Origin of the sequence: Desulfosarcina sp. BuS5 (genome assembly GCF_028752835.1) — a bacterium.
GTDB lineage: Bacteria > Desulfobacterota > Desulfobacteria > Desulfobacterales > BuS5 > BuS5.
The window spans coordinates 1,665,790-1,682,853 of the sequence record NZ_CP087952.1 but is presented as its reverse complement, the minus strand read 5'-3'; the positions used below and the strand labels follow the sequence as shown (position 1 = coordinate 1,682,853).

At 42.8% G+C, this 17,064-nt stretch carries 19 protein-coding genes and 1 riboswitch; of the genes, 9 read left to right on the top strand and 10 right to left on the bottom strand.

The window, feature by feature from the left end; all coding sequences use genetic code 11:
- Positions 1 to 12 precede the first annotated feature (12 nt).
- The 3 genes from BuS5_RS08380 to BuS5_RS08370 form a co-directional block, all read right to left on the bottom strand.
- Positions 13 to 822, bottom strand: coding sequence for a cytochrome c biogenesis protein ResB (locus tag BuS5_RS08380; protein ID WP_027353609.1), 810 nt, complete (start codon positions 820 to 822; stop codon positions 13 to 15).
- Entirely contained in the window at positions 798 to 1,511 is a 714-nt protein-coding gene (gene ccsA, locus BuS5_RS08375) for a cytochrome c biogenesis protein CcsA (RefSeq protein ID WP_084445807.1), read from the bottom strand. Before ccsA ends, BuS5_RS08380 begins: the two co-directional genes overlap by 25 nt.
- A gap of 168 nt (positions 1,512 to 1,679) precedes the next feature.
- Positions 1,680 to 1,863, bottom strand: a riboswitch (cobalamin riboswitch).
- A 131-nt stretch (positions 1,864 to 1,994) separates the two neighbouring features.
- Positions 1,995 to 4,166, bottom strand: a complete 2,172-nt coding sequence (locus BuS5_RS08370) for a DUF3141 domain-containing protein (protein ID WP_051374693.1) — start codon at positions 4,164 to 4,166, stop codon at positions 1,995 to 1,997.
- Between the two features lie 217 nt (positions 4,167 to 4,383).
- Here BuS5_RS08370 and BuS5_RS08365 point away from each other — a divergent pair, with 217 nt between their 5' ends.
- On the top strand, positions 4,384 to 5,715 hold the full coding sequence (locus BuS5_RS08365; protein WP_035264999.1) for a cyclic 2,3-diphosphoglycerate synthase: 1,332 nt from the start codon (positions 4,384 to 4,386) through the stop codon (positions 5,713 to 5,715).
- Positions 5,712 to 6,650 carry a carbamate kinase gene (gene arcC / locus BuS5_RS08360; RefSeq protein WP_027353612.1) on the top strand — a complete coding sequence of 313 codons (939 nt, stop codon included), beginning with the start codon at positions 5,712 to 5,714 and terminating at the stop codon, positions 6,648 to 6,650. Before BuS5_RS08365 ends, arcC begins: the two co-directional genes overlap by 4 nt.
- Before the next feature lie 216 nt (positions 6,651 to 6,866).
- Here the strand turns inward: arcC and BuS5_RS08355 are convergent, their stop codons facing one another.
- Positions 6,867 to 7,619: a DUF4197 domain-containing protein gene (locus BuS5_RS08355; RefSeq protein ID WP_027353613.1), complete on the bottom strand. Its 753-nt coding sequence runs from the start codon at positions 7,617 to 7,619 to the stop codon at positions 6,867 to 6,869.
- 395 nt (positions 7,620 to 8,014) lie between these two features.
- Between BuS5_RS08355 and BuS5_RS08350 the strand changes: the two genes are divergently transcribed.
- From BuS5_RS08350 to BuS5_RS08330, 5 genes are read left to right on the top strand one after another with little or no spacing between them, the layout of a single operon-like run.
- Positions 8,015 to 8,791, top strand: a complete 777-nt coding sequence (locus tag BuS5_RS08350; protein ID WP_035265003.1) for a DUF4198 domain-containing protein — start codon at positions 8,015 to 8,017, stop codon at positions 8,789 to 8,791.
- A gap of 15 nt (positions 8,792 to 8,806) precedes the next feature.
- A complete protein-coding gene (gene cbiM / locus BuS5_RS08345) occupies positions 8,807 to 9,424 on the top strand; it encodes a cobalt transporter CbiM (RefSeq protein ID WP_027353615.1) in 618 nt (205 codons plus the stop codon).
- On the top strand, positions 9,414 to 10,064 hold the full coding sequence (locus BuS5_RS08340; RefSeq protein WP_051374694.1) for a hypothetical protein: 651 nt from the start codon (positions 9,414 to 9,416) through the stop codon (positions 10,062 to 10,064). Before cbiM ends, BuS5_RS08340 begins: the two co-directional genes overlap by 11 nt.
- On the top strand, positions 10,057 to 10,815 hold the full coding sequence (cbiQ, locus tag BuS5_RS08335; protein ID WP_027353616.1) for a cobalt ECF transporter T component CbiQ: 759 nt from the start codon (positions 10,057 to 10,059) through the stop codon (positions 10,813 to 10,815). The genes BuS5_RS08340 and cbiQ overlap by 8 nt, the downstream gene beginning before the upstream one ends.
- On the top strand, positions 10,794 to 11,504 hold the full coding sequence (locus tag BuS5_RS08330) for an energy-coupling factor ABC transporter ATP-binding protein (RefSeq protein WP_027353617.1): 711 nt from the start codon (positions 10,794 to 10,796) through the stop codon (positions 11,502 to 11,504). Before cbiQ ends, BuS5_RS08330 begins: the two co-directional genes overlap by 22 nt.
- Positions 11,505 to 11,546: 42 nt before the next feature.
- Here the strand turns inward: BuS5_RS08330 and BuS5_RS08325 are convergent, their stop codons facing one another.
- Positions 11,547 to 11,903, bottom strand: a complete 357-nt coding sequence (locus tag BuS5_RS08325; protein WP_157487356.1) for a hypothetical protein — start codon at positions 11,901 to 11,903, stop codon at positions 11,547 to 11,549.
- 98 nt (positions 11,904 to 12,001) lie between these two features.
- Here BuS5_RS08325 and BuS5_RS08320 point away from each other — a divergent pair, with 98 nt between their 5' ends.
- Positions 12,002 to 12,880 (top strand): DUF4338 domain-containing protein, encoded by an 879-nt coding sequence (locus BuS5_RS08320; protein WP_274427795.1) that lies wholly within the window; start codon positions 12,002 to 12,004, stop codon positions 12,878 to 12,880.
- Entirely contained in the window at positions 12,870 to 14,321 is a 1,452-nt protein-coding gene (tnpC, locus tag BuS5_RS08315; protein ID WP_274427794.1) for an IS66 family transposase, read from the top strand. Before BuS5_RS08320 ends, tnpC begins: the two co-directional genes overlap by 11 nt.
- Positions 14,322 to 14,698: 377 nt before the next feature.
- On the opposite strand, the gene BuS5_RS08310 is transcribed toward tnpC, so the two are convergent.
- From BuS5_RS08310 to BuS5_RS08290, 5 genes are all read right to left on the bottom strand, one after another.
- Positions 14,699 to 15,196 (bottom strand): ABC transporter substrate-binding protein, encoded by a 498-nt coding sequence (locus BuS5_RS08310; protein ID WP_027353651.1) that lies wholly within the window; start codon positions 15,194 to 15,196, stop codon positions 14,699 to 14,701.
- Positions 15,159 to 15,902, bottom strand: coding sequence for a class I SAM-dependent methyltransferase (locus BuS5_RS08305; protein ID WP_027353652.1), 744 nt, complete (start codon positions 15,900 to 15,902; stop codon positions 15,159 to 15,161). The genes BuS5_RS08310 and BuS5_RS08305 overlap by 38 nt, the downstream gene beginning before the upstream one ends.
- Before the next feature lie 155 nt (positions 15,903 to 16,057).
- On the bottom strand, positions 16,058 to 16,264 hold the full coding sequence (locus BuS5_RS20430) for a Slp family lipoprotein (RefSeq protein WP_198012225.1): 207 nt from the start codon (positions 16,262 to 16,264) through the stop codon (positions 16,058 to 16,060).
- A complete protein-coding gene (locus tag BuS5_RS08295) occupies positions 16,203 to 16,670 on the bottom strand; it encodes a carboxypeptidase-like regulatory domain-containing protein (protein WP_051374704.1) in 468 nt (155 codons plus the stop codon). The genes BuS5_RS20430 and BuS5_RS08295 overlap by 62 nt, the downstream gene beginning before the upstream one ends.
- A complete protein-coding gene (locus BuS5_RS08290; protein ID WP_027353653.1) occupies positions 16,667 to 17,062 on the bottom strand; it encodes a response regulator in 396 nt (131 codons plus the stop codon). The genes BuS5_RS08295 and BuS5_RS08290 overlap by 4 nt, the downstream gene beginning before the upstream one ends.
- Positions 17,063 to 17,064: the final 2 nt, after the last annotated feature.

Genomic DNA, 17,064 nt, shown 5'->3' with positions numbered 1-17,064 from the left:
TTTTATATAGACTTAAGGTCTATATAAACGGTAAAGATACATCAGCATACCAACCGCAAACATAATCATCCCGCAAAAGTAAAGATGGATGCCTGGATCGCTATGAATAATAAGGTTTACATATTCCTGTTTTTGCATACCTGTACGTGATTTAGGGGCAAAATCATCTAAATGGATACTGTAACCTTTAAACCGTGCCGGCCTGTTAACAGAAACAGTTTTTTTAATGGTAATTCCATTTTTATCCGTCAGTAATATTTCAGCTTCAGGATTGATTGCGCGATCCTGAAAAAAATCGAGCCGCTGCCCTTTATAATATTCTATATTTAATTTATTCAGTTTTATTTTATATCCCGTACCGGGAATAGGTATGCTTTTTTCGGGCAACAGGATATTGGCGGGCAGATTAACGGCAAAGATATAGCTCACAAGATAACCTGCCAGGATAACGACAAAAGAATAATGAATAATGTGGGGCGCAAAATTCAATATAAACTTGATTTGGCTTCGATAACAGGATCTGTTTCCAAAAAGGGTTATAACTTTATCGGTAGTACACACAAAAGTATTGACTGCCAGTAAAAACAGCAAAAATAGAAGCAAAAAAAACCAGGCTGTATATTGCAAATAATTTATTCCGTAAGTATCGAGCCATGCTATCAGCCCTACATCGTTGAGCGGAATAAAGATGCTGATATTAGATTCCAGACAGATAAAACCGGCCGACAAATCAACAACGAGGAGTATAAGCAAGGCGATTGTCAGATTAATGCCACCAGCCAGCTTCCATACTGCTTTTAAAAAATTAACCATCTTAGCCATTTTAAATCGGGCATCCTGAATATCCCCATTTCAGGGTAACAATTAAGAATAAAAACTAAAATTCCGCCGGCAGCAGCAAAGATAAGCCTCTTGTTCAGATTCCAGACCCGGCGCAGGTAGAGATGCAGAAAGCAGGTATAATAAAACCAGGTGGCCATAGTAGTAGTAATTGCGGGATCTTCCCAAACCACGGGGCTGCCCCATCCCAGATATGACCAGATTCCGCCCGCAAACATGGAAATTGTCCAGAATACAAAGCCCCAAACTACAAACTCTACCGTTCCGGCATCGCGTCCCGGGCCATTCTCCTTTGCCTGCTTGTTGGCAGAGATCAGCGCCTGCAATGCTTTCAGGGCAGCGATAAAAAAAAAACTCCGGCCGATAACTCCGCTGACAAAAAAAATATACGAAAAAATGGTCTTGGACATGATAAAAGGAAGGTAGTAGTCCTTGGGGAAAAAGAGCGCCGCAAGTGACATCAGACAGATCAGAACAGGCAGCATGGCTGACCACTGCTCATTCTTGAGCTTTGTCAAAAACAATATCACACCCAGACAGAGCGGAAGCAGATACATGCCGGTATTTAGGGGAAGCATGGGCCAGGCATGGTAATACTTGCCAAGGCAGGCTGATAAATTCGCTGCAAGTCCAACCCCTAAAAGAAATAGAGCAGATTTTTTTTGCTGCATTATTGCCGGAAAAGAACTTGCGGCATAAAAAAATACTGCGATTTGAAAAATGTTTTGTGAAATAAACAATGTTAATAATGCAAAAAAAAACCCGAACCGATATAATATCGATCCGGGGATTCCCTTTTTTATCCTTATAGATCCTGCCAGGCACTTCTGTCCACGAAGTTTGGCGTATATTACCAGGCAGGTCTTCTGACTTACGGATCATCCTACTAACCGCGCCTTCCCATCAAATTGCGACAGTGGCATTAATACGGTGTTCGTCCCCGATTACAGCGACGGGCTCGTCTCCGACTTTAACGGAGTTCCCTTTTAATCTTTAAAAAAGCACCTGAATTATAAAAAATTATATACCGAAATTAAAATAAAATGTCAAGAAAACAATTTATACCACCCCAATTCATGGCTGCAATTTCCTGCCGGATGAGATATATATACCCCTTGCCTTGTTCTTGAAATTACTTATGTGAACATCTATAGCTATTTTTCATCTTGTTCAGGCCTTACAGGAATAAATAATGCTTTTATCTCCGCCAGGCGCATATCCGCCTCTTTACCCAAAGGGCCGGGGGCAGTGGCGACTTTACGGATAATTTCAAAAAATTTCTGCCCCGCTTCTTCTCTTCCCACAAGCAGTTGCGGGATGGCTTCAACAGCACGACGTGCATCCAGCAGGATCATAAAAAACTGTTCACGGCAGGTTTTTTTGAATTCGGACAGATGGTTATCATGATGCTCGGCGCGGATGCGGCGGATCATTTCAAAACCGCGTTCGTCGCATGCGCCCTCCGGTATACGCACATAAATAAATCCGCGAATCAAAGCCTCTCGCGGACCTCCCTTGTCCATACCGGCCAAAATCTCTTTTTTGCGCTGCTCAATAAACGCCAGATGAACCGGATCGTGTCCTGGATGTTTGCGGGGCGGAGCGTCCGATGCGCGCAACCCCATGAGGGCTTGCAGCCAGTCTTGGCTGTAGATGCCAAAAAACATCTGTTCAGTCATCATATCACGCCAGTCCCGAAAAATGTTGAGACTTGTCGCCAAAAGATCGGAATATAGCGTCTGCCACTGAAGAAAGTGGTTATCCGGTTTAACCGGCTGACGATGCTCACTCACCCACTTTGCAGCCCATTCCAGCGGTTTCATCATAGGATTATGATCTGATAGTAGTTCATATCCCAGACGCAGCGGATGCAGACGACGCATCAGTTTGGCATTTTCTTCAGTGGTCATTGCACGCACCATCGGCTGTACCATTATTCGGTACAGACCATAATTGACATCCGAGAGCCGCTTAACTGTGGCGAAACAACGATTATCTTCCAAAGTGTTGCAACCCAAAGAGTGAATATCGTCCAACGTTCGTTTTTCAAAGCGTGAGATGTAGTTGCCTGTCACCAGATCCGGATTGACGGTGTCATAGTTTATTTTTTCGATCACCGCCTCGTACAGACCGGGTGGCAAACAGTCGATGAGATCAATATTGGAGGCAAACTCAAAATATTCCTTGCGAGCTACGTTGCTGGATACGAAGATGCCCAGATGGCCGGTATGTTCATGCACGCAGTAGACGATGGTCTGATTGGAGGCGTAAATATCATCAACACTCTGATACAGGTCTAAAATCCATCCGAGAGCTTGTTGGGGCGGGGTTATATCGTCGCCTTTAGAGCAAAAACAAACGATTGGCGAACTAATTTTGCGCAGATCGACGCTTATGTTATCGGAAGTGACGATCTCAGAACCGCTGAGTTTGTTGCCCAGAAAAAGATTGTCAACTATATACTGGATCTCCGCAGCGCTCAAAAAGACGTGGTCGCCCCACCAGCACTCAAATTCCAGGTAGCGCTTTGCTTCGGTGTCGATCCGGGAATAAAGATTATATTGTTTTTTCCAGAGCGTGTTGGCCGGATTCAGCCCCTCAAAATTTTGCACTAGCCAGGCGCCGTCGAAATTGCCATGTCCCAGATCACTTAATAATGCAGCCATCCAGCTTCCGCCCATCATGCCGCCGGTGTACCGCATGGGATTTTGACCGTGCACGCCTTCCCAATAAGAAAGCGGAGCCCCGGCCACAATTATCGGGCCGCAAAGCTCCGGCCGCGTCGCCGCCAGCAGCATAACCGCCCAGCCCGCCTGACAGTTGCCTATAACAACCGGTTTGCCATCCGCTTTAGGGTGCAGTTCGTTCACATGCGCTAAAAAATGGGCCTCGCCGCGTATAACCGCTTCAATGGTCTGATTCGGTTCAGGCATCGGTGTAAACCCTATAAAATAACAGGGATACCCTTCCGATAAAGCCACACCTATTTCGCTATCCGCCTTAAAGCCGGCAATACCGGGACCGTGGCCGGCGCGCGGATCAATCACCACAAACGGACGCTTACGATTGTCGATAGCGACGCCCTTGGGAGGAAGTATTTTAAGCAAACCGTAGTTAACCGGTTCAGGTAGTGATCGTCCGTTAATAAGCAGTTCATAGTCAAATTTCAGCACATCCGGAATATTTTTCGCCATGTGCTCCAAATACTGGTTCCCACGCCGGCGCATTATATCCCAGTACAAAACCGACCGTTGACCTGCGTCAATCATATATTCGGTCATAGAATTGAAAATTGAAAATAAGTTATCACCTATATTTGCTCCCATTATTTTGACCTCCTGTTAATCAGGAATTTATAAATTCAAAAACATTGTTTCTTTAATCTTATGAATATAATTTCAATGCGCTATGGATAATGTAGAAATCTATATTGATTCCCAAAAAAAATCAAATCCGGGTATATTGAAAGTGTAGTTTCATTATGATAACATTAAAGATAACAGAAAATTCAGTTTTGTAAAGGATATCCGGAAAGGGATAAATATGATAGAAAAAGCGATCATCATGGGAGCGGCCGGCAGAGATTTCCACAATTTTAATGTATATTTCAGGGATAATCCCCGCTACAGGGTCATATGTTTCACAGCAGCCCAGATTCCGGATATTGAAGGAAGACTTTATCCTCCGGAACTGGCAGGCGACTTATATCCCAAAGGGATTCCGATATATCCTGAAGAAAAGCTGGCCGGGCTGATACGGAAACATAAAGTAGATCTGGTTGTATTTTCCTATTCCGATGTTACGCATGAGGATGTAATGCACAAGGCTTCTATTGTTATGGCTGAAGGCGCTGATTTCACCATGATCGGGGCCGCCTACACCATGCTTAAATCAAACAGACCGGTTGTGTCGGTTTGCGCTGTGAGAACCGGATGCGGTAAATCACAGACCTCGCGCAAAGTCTGCGAAATACTGCAAAGAAAGGGCAAAAATGTTGTAACCGTCAGGCATCCCATGCCGTATGGAGATTTAAGGCTCCAGGAAGTTCAGCGATTTTCCGAATACAGCGATTTTGAAAAACATAGATGCACAATTGAAGAAAGAGAAGAGTATGAACCCCTGGTGGAACAGGGAATTGTGGTTTATTCAGGTATAGATTACGAAAAAATTCTCAAAGCTGCGGAAAAAGAGGCTGATATAATTGTATGGGACGGAGGGAACAATGATACCCCCTTTTACGCACCCGCTGTGCATATTGTACTCTTTGACCCTCACCGGGCCGGCCACGAACTTCTATATTACCCTGGTGAGACCAACATGATCATGGCCGATATAGCAATAATAAACAAAGTGGACACCGCCCCCGAGGAAGGGGTGCGGCAGGTTATGAAAAACATCAAGATTCATGCGCCGGAAGCTGAAATAGTCCTGGCTGAATCACCAGTACTGGTTAAGCGGCCCGAAATGATCCGTGATAAAAAGGTTCTGGTAGTGGAAGACGGTCCAACCCTGACCCATGGTGAAATGAAATTCGGAGCAGGCTATATTGCCGCCAAAATGCATAAAGCTTCAAAAATTGTTGATCCCAGGCCTTATGCCGTCGGCACTATTAAAGATACTTTCAAAAAATATCCGCATATTGATTCCGTCCTGCCGGCCATGGGATACAATCCGGAACAGATTCACGACCTGGAACGTACCATTGACAAGGCTGAGTGCGATCTTGTTATTTTTGCCACACCGATCCACCTGCGCCGGATCCTGGATATAAAAAAGCCTGCTCTGCGTGTCCGTTATGAATACAGGGATCATGGTTTTCCAACCCTGGAAGAGGCGCTTATCGGTCAACTGAATATCATGATGAGATTGCCATGAATATTAAAAACAAACAAAAAATTCTGCTGATTGCACTTGGCGGCAACGCCTTGATAGGCAAAGGTCAGGAAGGCAGCATAGAACAGCAGTTTGATAATTTAAAGATACCTGTGCGCCAGATTGCCGGGCTTTCAAAAAAGTTCAGGATCATAATAACCCACGGGAACGGTCCCCAGGTCGGCAATCTGTTGTTACAGCAGGAATCTTGTGCAGAAGTCCGGCCTTTGCCTTTGGAAATCCTGGTTGCACAAACCCAGGGCCAGCTCGGTTATATGATAGAATCGACCCTCGACAGTCAGCTTATGAAACTGGGTATTCATGCTCAGCCCCTGGTCAGTCTGATCAGTTATGTGGTGGTTGACGAGAAAGATCCTGCTTTTCAGAATCCATCCAAGCCGATCGGCCCGGTATACTCCAGGGAGGAGGCGGCCTCAACCCCTTATACTACTCGCAAAACAGCAAAAGGGTACCGCCGGGTTGTTGTCTCACCCAGGCCGGTAAGCATAGTAGAAAAAAATGAAATAAAAAAACTTATTCAAATGGGTTTCATCGTTATCTGCTGCGGGGGCGGGGGTATCCCGGTGATACGTGAAGGCCGCACTTTTTGTGGTGTTGACGCAGTTATCGATAAAGACCTGGCCAGCGCCAAACTTGCCGATGAGGTGGGAGTGGATATTTTTATAATTGCCACTGATGTCAGAGGCGCAGCGCTGAATTACGGCCGGGCCAATGAAAAATTTCTTCGCAAACTAACCCCGGAAAAAGCGGATAAATATATGCAGGAGGGACATTTCCCTGCCGGCTCAATGGGGCCTAAAATTGAGGCGGCCGTGCAGTTTATCATTAATCAGGGGAAGAGGGCTGTTATATGTTCCGTTCAAGAGATTGACGCCGCCGTTGCCGGTGATGCCGGCACAGAGATAAAAACGGTATAAGTGGAGGACGAAAGGGGTCAAGTCTACTTTTGACCCTTATTAATATTGATCTGCTTTTTACATGTATGGTTTTAGTTTTCCAGTTATATTTTTAAGCCTCGAAACTCTCTTTTGATAAGACAAAATCAATGTTTAATCCTTCTCTTTTATCATCAAGGGTCAAACATAGACTTGACCCCATTTTTTGTAGCGTTGGAGTTATTTTTGCGCGAGCCCTTATTTGGCAAAGACTGTCTTAAGCAGATCAGTGACCCGTGCAGCAGGATCGGTCCTGATTTTCTTTTCTTCCTGGCCTACCATGTAGAAAAGCCCGCTTATGGCCTTGTCGGTTACATAGTCATCCAGGTCAAGAGAGTCTTTTTTGATAAAAGGCATGGTGGTGGTGATGATGGATTGATACTTATTCATCATCTCTTTGTATGAGCGTGTCACACCAACTGTATTCATGCTGGATGAAACTGTTGGTTTAAATGCCTCATAAAGTTTGTCCGAGGTTTTATTTTTAAAATAGTCTGTCGCTGCGGTATCTCCTCCGTTAAGGATATTCCCGGCATCTTTAACGGACATCTCTTTTATGGCATCAACAAACAAAGGGGCTGCCTTTGGACCTGCCTTTTCTGCGGCCCGGTTCATGCTGAGTATGAAATTGTCGACATGGTCCTTAAATCCGGCTTGTTTTAAAATATTAGCTACCATCTGAATCTTTTCGGGCATCAGAATCTCAATATCCTTGTTGCCGAAATAACCGTCTGTTTTTGAAACAGTATCGATTGCGTTGCGTGTTCCTATTGTAAGAGCTTCTTTTAAGCCCGGAATTATTTTGCTATTATCTATTGGAGTGGTATTTGTATCTGTTTCCTGACTGGATTTGCCCACTACTCCTTTAAAAATAAAATCAAACAATCCGGCTTGGGCAATGCCGGCAAAGGATAGTATAACCACAATCGTAAAAATATAAATTTTTTTCATTTTCTACTCCCTCATAACTTATTAATCTCAAATCTTTTTTGATTATTTAAAACAACTTAAGGGCTCGCGCCTTGCCAGCCAAGTGCCTCATATTATTACTCACTACCCGTGTTTAGTATACACATATCCAGCATAGCCATGTCAAGGCTTTTAACGGTCTGATATAATTCATTGATAGCGAATGAAGTTTATTATTGTCCGGATAAAAATTTTTAAATTCGTTGACTTGTCTGCCTTATTTAGTATATTAAAAAAATAATGACTGGCTGAAGCCTGTTTTAGTTTTCAATATTTTTTACAATAAATAAAACCAGACCACGAAGGAATGGGTATCACAAAGATGCCACAGGCTCGTGGTTTTTTTTTGCTCTTTTTTGCTCTATAGGGAGGCTCTTATGATAAAAAAACAGGTGGCTTTGATTACTATTTTTTGCGCATTATCTTTCTTTTTTGCAGGAACCGGCCTTGCTCATTTCGGAATGATTATTCCTTCCGACTCAATGGTAATGCAGGATGATAATAAAAATATAAAAATCAGACTTTCTTTTTCGCATCCTTTTGAATTATCCGGTATGGAACTGGTTAAGCCGGATATCTGCAAGGTAATGGCTAATGGAAAAAAGATTGATCTAATAAACGAACTTAAAAAAACCGAGGTGATGGGCCATACCGCCTGGATTATTGATTATAGTGTAAAAATGCCGGGGGTCTACATGTTTTACATGACGCCCAAGCCTTACTGGGAACCGGCTGAGGATTGCTATATCATCCATTACACCAAGACTGTAGTAACCGCATTCGGCGATGATGAGGGCTGGGACGAAGAGATTGGCCTTAAAACGGAGATTATACCCCTTTCAAAACCTTTCGGACTTTATACCGGCAATATCTTTCAGGGCATAGTAAAATTAGACGGGAAACCTGTGCCGTATGCAGAAGTAGAAGTAGAATATTATAATAAAGACGGCAAAATAACAGCCCCAACGGATTATATGGTAACCCAGACTATCAAGGCCGATAAAAACGGAGTCTTCACCTATGCTGCTCCAAAAGGGGGATGGTGGGGTTTTGCCGCGTTAAACACCTCGGATAAAAAGATGTTATTCAAGGGTGTTGAAAAGGATGTCGAGATAGGCGCTGTTATCTGGGTCAAATTTCACGATATGAAATAATGGTAAAGTAACTCAATGCATATTTCAGAAGGCGTATTATCCCCCGGCATACTGGCGGCAGGAGCTGTACTTACTGCCGTCGGTGTGATTATCGGGTTAAAAAAAATTGATACCCAGGAGATTCCTTCAGTTGGAATCATGTCCGCCGCTTTTTTTGTAGCATCCCTGGTACATGTTCCCATAGGACCTGCTTCTGTGCACTTAATCCTGAACGGACTGCTGGGTCTTATTCTCGGATGGCAGGCCTTCCCGGCCATTATGACAGGTTTACTGCTCCAGGCCCTCCTTTTTCAATTTGGAGGAATCACATCTCTCGGAGTGAATACTTTTAATATGGCTTTTCCTGCGATAGTCTGTTTTTATATGTTCGGATGGTGTATCAAAAGTAACAGAAACAGGACTTTATTTATTATGGCTTCATTCGGGTCAGGTTTTTTCGCTGTTTTCTTTTCCGCTATACTCGTAGCCCTGTCTCTTTATCTTACAGGCGAAGCATTTTTACCGACATCGAAACTGATACTTGCCGCTCATCTGCCGGTAATGTTTATCGAAGGCGGATTAACCTCCATATGTACTTTATTCCTTAAAAGCGTAAAACCCGAACTTCTGGAGGGTAGGACTGATGTATTTTAACTTTAATCTTTTCAACAAAAAACTTATCCTTAACTTTACTGCCATCGGGCTGTTGATGCTGCCCTGTTTCAGCGCCACCGTATTTGCGCACAAGGTTATGGTATTTGCGTGGGTCGATGGAGACACAATCCATACCCGGAGCAAGTTCAGCGGCGGCAAAAAAGCAATCAACGCAGATATCCTGGTCTATAACAAGGATAATGAGTTGCTCCTGCAGGGTAAAACAGATCAAAAAGGAGAATTCTCTTTTCAGATACCTGCCCGGACAGACCTGCGGATTGTCTTAAATGCCTCCATGGGACATAAGGCGGAATGGAAAATATTATCTGATGAAATAACAGGCGCTCCGGCTCCGGACCAAAAAAAGTCTGAACATTCAGGTGGTGAACCTTCTGCCGACAGTTTTGTTTATAACGGATCTGATTTGCAACACCGCTCTACATCTTTCACAAAGGAAGAAATCAGAGATATTATCGAAAAAACATTAGACCGTAAGCTTGATCCTGTGATTAAAATGCTGGAAGACTCATATACAAAGGGACCGGAAATAAAAGATGTAATCGGCGGCCTGGGCTATATCTTTGGGCTTGCAGGCGTTGCACTCTATTTCAGCAATGGAAAAAAGAATAAAAATGATTGAAGAATTACTAATACCGGACTCCTTTTTACAACGTGTTGATCCGCGTGTTAAGTTTATTGGTCTATTGGTTTTTTCGATTGTTGTAGCTGTCTCATACAAGTTTGCAACCCTGGTTACAGCACTGTTTGGCAGCCTTATAATTCTACTGCCGGCCGGGGTTTCCCTGAAGGAGATCTGCAAAAGACTGATCCCGGTAAATATACTAATTATATTATTATGGCTGACGCTCCCTTTTACCGTTAAGGGTGATCCCATTTTTTTCATGGGCCCCCTGGCCGCAACAAAGGCCGGAGTGCTTTATGCCGCGCAGATCACTATTAAATCTAATGCCATGATGCTCATGTTTATAGCCGTTATAGCCTCAACCAGGATATTTACTATCGGACATGCCATGCATAAACTGGGCGTTCCAACAAAGCTGGTGCAGCTCTTTTTTTTTACTTTCCGCTATATTCACGTAATTTACCGAGAATATTTACGGCTTGTAAATGCCATGAAAATTCGTGGATTTGCACCCCGCACAAATCTACATACTTATAAAACATTTGCCTATCTTGTGGGTATGCTGCTGGTAAAAAGCTCGGATCGTGCCAAAAGAGTTCACAATGCCATGCTTTGTCGCGGTTTTAACGGGCGCTTTTACAGCTTGAGCACTTTTTCCATGACAAAAAAAGACTTATTCGCTTTTCTATTAATAATCTCTTTTATTATTATCTTGGGTGTAATGGAGTGGACCGGAACAATCTTGTAATCAATCTTACCGATATCTGCTACTCATATCCGGGCGGGAAAAAGGTTCTCGACAATCTTAATCTTGAATTATGCCAAGGCCGGAAACTGGGACTGGTCGGGCCGAACGGAGGAGGCAAAACAACCCTGTTGCATATTATCATGGGTCTGCTGAAGCCTTCCTCAGGCAGTATTGAAATTTTCGGCCAACCGGTTGTTGATGAAAAAGATTTCAAAAAAATACGTCAAAAAACAGGACTTCTTTTCCAGGATTCCGACGACCAGTTGTTCTCACCCACAGTTTTAGAAGATGTTGCCTTCGGCCCCCTAAACTTGGGAAAAACCAAAGAAGAAGCTGTGGAAACAGCCAAAAAAACCTTAAATTTTCTTGGGTTATCCGGTTTTGAAGATCGGGTAACCTACAAACTCTCCGGTGGCGAAAAAAGGCTTGTATCCCTGGCCACCGTCCTTGCCATGGAGCCGGAAATCCTGCTCCTGGATGAGCCGACAACAGGTCTTGACGATGCAACAAAGGCTCGCATTGTAGACCTGCTTGAAAAACTACCACTCTCCCTGATAATGATATCACATGAAAGCGATCTTCTTGAAAGGATAACCGATTCCATTATTAATCTTGAAAATGGCCGCATCATTACCGACAAGGAATTCCATATTCATCAGCATACCCATCCCCACCTCTCACATCTTTAGGGACGTTATTAACGGGTGCAATATGAAAAAGTTATTCGATTATCAGCCCGTAGGGGCGGATTCCATGGAGAGCAGCCCGGTTGCAGATAGATGTTTTGAGGCCGCCTGGGAAAAAACAGATGAATCAATTTCGCGGATAAGATGTAAATCATTTTCGGCATGGCGTATCTGATAATAAAGTCCAAGCATTATTATTGTACCTGAAATCTTTTCTCCTTCAACAACGATTGTCACCTGGCTCTCCCCTACCCCGTCAAGAAATCCGATCCAGGCAAAACCACCGGACGGACTTCTTTCGATTTGACTTAAAATGGCTTTAAGGCGGACATCGTCAAAAAGATTCAGATTAAGGAGTTTTGGAATTTCATCTTCCATGGAAAATATGTCGTAACCGTTCACGGGCAATAATCGTTTTGAGTTTAAAATTTAATATCTAACCGCAAATTTTTTTAAGAAAAATTTTGCGTTCCAGTGCCTGATGGTTTATAGTGTCAGGAATGGAATCAGTCATAACATATCGGAGGCGATCAGTCACCAGGCAAAATATAGCGACCGTCAGGCGGATTATTGAATCACATCCTGACAAAAGCAGACGCTTCATTTCTCAAGAAGTCTGCAGGGAATGGAACTGGAGACAGTCTAATGGTGTTCTTAAAGATATGATCTGCCGAAGCCTGCTGCTTCTTTTGGAATCAAAGGGTTTTATTAAACTGCCTGCCCGAAAATGTACCCCTCCCAACCCTCTTGCAAAGCGAAAAAAAACATCCTGGGTAATAGTCGATAAAACTCCTGTTCATTGTTCTGTCGAAGACCTGTTTCCTATAAAACTTGACCAGGTTCGCAGAACTTCTTTTGAGAAGATATTCAATGGTCTTGTAAGTGAGTACCATTATCTTGGTTATACTCAACCAGTTGGGGAGCATCTCAAATATATTGCATTTTCTCATAATCGCCCTATTGCGTGTTTGGCATGGGGGTCAGCGCCATGGTATATTGGAGCACGAGATCGTTTCATTGGCTGGAGCAAAAAGATTAGAGAGAACAATCTTCATCTAATCGCCAACAATCTCCGTTTTTTGATCCTGCCATGGGTTCAAGTCCCTTGTTTGGCATCATATTTATTGGCATTGAACCGTCATCGCTTGTTACAAGATTGGAAAACTTTATATCATCATCCGGTTTATCTGCTTGAAACCTTTGTTGACACAGAGCGCTACCGCGGTACCTGTTATAAAGCGGATAATTGGATCTGTGTGGGGCAGACAACCGGTCAGGGCAAGCTCAGCAAATCAAAGCAACCACTACTTTCCAAAAAGGCTGTTTATGTTTATCCCTTGACTAAAAACTTTCGCAGGGAGTTATGTCATGACGCATGATGAAGCATTGGCTTTGTATAATGCCGGGCTGAAAGTTACGGTCAAAATCCTGTGTGATTTAAGCAATACTATTGAATTTCAGGAAGAGCAGATAAAGGCTTTGGAGGTCAAGGTTGCCAAGCTTTCAAAAAACTCATCTAATTCCAGCAAACGCCCTTCTTCTGATGAGATCACAAAGCCAAAAAATCAAAAAGAAGGAAATCGTAAGATCGGAGGCCAACCCGGACATGAGAGGCATCTTCGTACTCCCTTCACCGAGGATGAGATAAACAAAACTCATCCATACATACTAACTGTTTGCCCTGTATGCGATGGGGAAGTTCATATAATTGATGCGCCTCCTCGTATTATCCAACAAATGGAACTGCCGGAGCTGCCGATAATCAAAGAAGAACATCGTTCGTATCCGGTATGGTGCGAGAAATGTCAGCAAATTCATTACATGCCTTTTCCTGCTAATATAGTCAAGGAAGGGCTCTTCAAAGAGCGCTTGACAGCCTTGGTTGCCTATATGAAAAATGTCTGTCATGCATCGTTTTCCACAATCAGAAAATTTATCCGAGACGTCCTTGGAGAAAATGTTTCCCGTGGATATCTGCGAAAAGTAATTGAAAAAGTAAGTCAGTCCCTGGAAGCGCCATACAGTGAATTGCTCAATCGTTTACCTTTCGAGGAAGCAGTAAATGTCGATGAAACCGGCCATAAGGAAAACAAAGACAAGTTTTGGACATGGGTTTTCAAGGCTGAAATGTATGTGCTGTTCAAAATCGACAAGTCCCGTGGATCAAAAATTTTAATTGATGTTTTGGGTAAAGAGTTCAACGGAGTACTGGGTTGTGATTATTTTTCGGCGTATCGCAAGTATATGAAGGATTTTAACGTTACTATACAGTTTTGTATCGCCCACTTGATTCGGGACATCCGGTTTTTAACAACTTTGCCAGATAAAGAAACAAAAGCATATGGCGAAAAACTTCTGGATGAAGTCCGAAATATGTTCAAGGTTATTCATGATCGTGACAATATAATCCCGGAAGACTTCACCAATGCTCTTGAAAAGGCTAAGGCAAGAATTATTACAGCAGCCTTGGAGGATGTTCCGAGTCGACTGAATAAAGACGGTAAAGAAGAAAAACGGGAAGCCAAAAATATGGCCAACCGATTCCGCAAGCATGGTAAAGAATATTTTGAATTTATCACAACTCCCGAAATAGGCCCTACCAACAATGTGGCAGAACAGGCAATCCGATTTATCGTAATAGATCGTTACGTAACTCACGGTACACGCAGTATCAAAGGACGAAAAAGTTGCGAACGGTTATGGACTGTAATTGCAACATGCGCATTACAAGGCCGATCAGCATTCAATTTTATATTGGAAGCAGTTAAGGCGTACTTCAAGAATGATCCCGCCCCATCCCTTATACCTGATACCTCATAGTGAATTTACGATAGGAATCCCTCGGAATCAGTCTATTAAAAAACCTGGAGTTGATTTGACATTCCGCCACTGCGTGATCGACTGGCCACTGAATTCAAATATTTCGTGTGTATTTCGCAGAGGACATAGGTGATGCGCTTATTCTTACACTGATCATGAAATGAGAACGCGATTTCCTAAGTAGTGATCAAATCCAAGAATTTTTTTTGTCTCCTTATAATCCAACATCCTCATTAAAGATGAATCGGTAGGCATAGTAGTATATCTCTAAAATTTTTTCATCCTTGAAGACAGCGATACGATATACCGTTTATTTATAGGCTCGACCATTTTCTGCCATTCCAATATTTAAAGGGGGCATTTATACCCGTGAACGGTTACAAATTATATAAAAATGATCCATTCGGCCTGTTTGTTTCAAACAGGATGGTATGTTTACCAAGAACCGTAATTTTTTTGATATCCAGCAAACCATGCAGCCGTTTGTTGAATACAGGGCTGTTTTTATCCGTTATTCTGTCAAAAGTCCATTTAACGGCAGTTGCATCAAAAGAGCTGTTGTCGTGAAACCGCACCCCTTGTTTTAATTTAATCTCCCAGGCCAGGGGAGTTACGTTTTTATATGACTCGGCCAGCCACGGCGCCAGGTTTAAGTCAAAGTCGAGAATAAAAAGGGTTTCCGTAACTCCCGCCTCATTGGTATACCACCCGTTATAACCCTTGGCCGGATCAACAGCTTTTACTGAAGGCCCGAAAGGCATGGCTATAACCAGTTCATTCGCTAAATCCTGTGCATACACGGGTAAAGAGACAAACAAAACCACTAAAAATAAAATTTTATGCTTTTGCAGATGCAATAAAAAATAACGGCTCAATATTGTTCATCCGTTTCTTTTTAAGATAAGGATTTGTGCCAAAGCAGGATGTGTCATGCACTTTGATCTCTTTAAACCGGGCCTCCTGCAAAAGCGAGTCAGCATCTTCAAAACATATCCCCTCATAAAAAGGAAGGCGCTTTTGAAAAGCAGCATAACTTAAGAAAAAACGCGCGGAAATCATACTATCGTTTCTGAATATATTTTTAGCCAGGTTCAAAACAAGATGATGGAGCCGTTTCCATGTATAATTCATCCAGAATCCGTCTGATACTACAAGAACGCCTCCGGGTTTCAGAATTCTGCGCCATTCTTTGACAGCCTTATTCGGATCAGGGAGTGTCCACAAAAGATTTCTTGATACTACAACATCAAAAGTGTTGTCCTTAAATTGCAGATCTTCCGCATCCTGAATTTTAAAATCTATAGCAAGGGCATTCTTTTTTGCATGTTCCATTGCCTGGGATATCATATTTTCGGAAAGATCAATTCCTGTTACACAGAAACCGAGCCGCGCAAGATATATCGCAAACTGTCCCCGCCCGGTACCTATGTCGATAGCACGTTTTCCCGGATCGCCAGGAACCAGACCCTTTAATACCGATTCCCAGCTTTCTGCTGTTTTAATTGATTTATCCTTATCAAAGCCATAGCTCCGGCTTCTCCAGTTCCAGTATTTTTTAATCGAAGTTTTTATTTTTTCCATAAAGAGTATATTTTCCTTAAAAAGAAAGAGTTATATTATACAGCCAGAAACGTCCCGGAGCACGGTAATATTCATAATATTTTTCATTAAAAGATCCGCCACTCCCCCTGGTCTTTATCAGCAGCAGATGAAAACCGTTTTATCTATTCTCACGTTTACCACAGATGGCAATACGGGTAATAATACCATGGCGGATAATACCTGTGGGGATAAGGGTATTTATAAAATTTTTCCTCTTTTTTTGGTCTTAAAAGATGAATTTTCCTGATCATAATAAGAGGATAATGATACTCTATCTCATCAAGCGGAAGGGTTCTTTTCCCTTTTTCCTCTCCATAGAAATAAAACCCCGGAAATTCCAAAAATGATACAGATACCCATAAGAGCCTTTTTATATTTCGACAAGGAGCTGCCTGATGATCTTCCTGTCTGCTCATTTGTTTTCAATTCCATTGCCTCATTCACAGAAACAGGGACATCGAGCCTGTGTCCCATCTCATCATCCACCACGACTTTCCACTCTCCCGGCATATCCGGAAAAAAACAGAATCGGCCGTTTCGATCTGTTCTCCCCGACTGAAAGGTTAATTTTGCGGCAGGGGCTGAAATTTTTACCGTGGCATAGCTCATAGGTTCTCCTGTGTCGTATTCGGCCGTAACTACGATGCCGCCGGAGCTTATTTTTCCTTTTACGCCGTGAGCGCGCGCTAAAACCGGGAGCAAAAAAAATATGGCCCACAAATAAATCGTTAATTTTTTATATTTCATAGCGTTGCTTCCTCTTTTCTTATAGCTGCCCGTTCAAAAGCGCCCTTTATCGCCATTTTCAGCACCTTGATTTTTACAGGTTTAAACAGGTAACCGTTAAACCCGATCTCCTCAAATCTTTCAGGCTTAAATTCAGCAGCATGTCCTGATAATGCATAGATTACAGATTTAGAATCGGTTTTCCTGATACGTTTACACAACGCCATGCCGTCTACTCCCGGCATATTTAAATCCATTATTATAAGCGAGTATTTTTCACTTTCCAGGATTTGCATCGCTTCTCCGGAATCAGCGGCAGTCTTTACAGCATATCCAAACCTTTTAATTATATCATTAATCATTTGCCTTTGAGATTCATCATCGTCAATAAACAGAATTTTTTTTTCATACATTA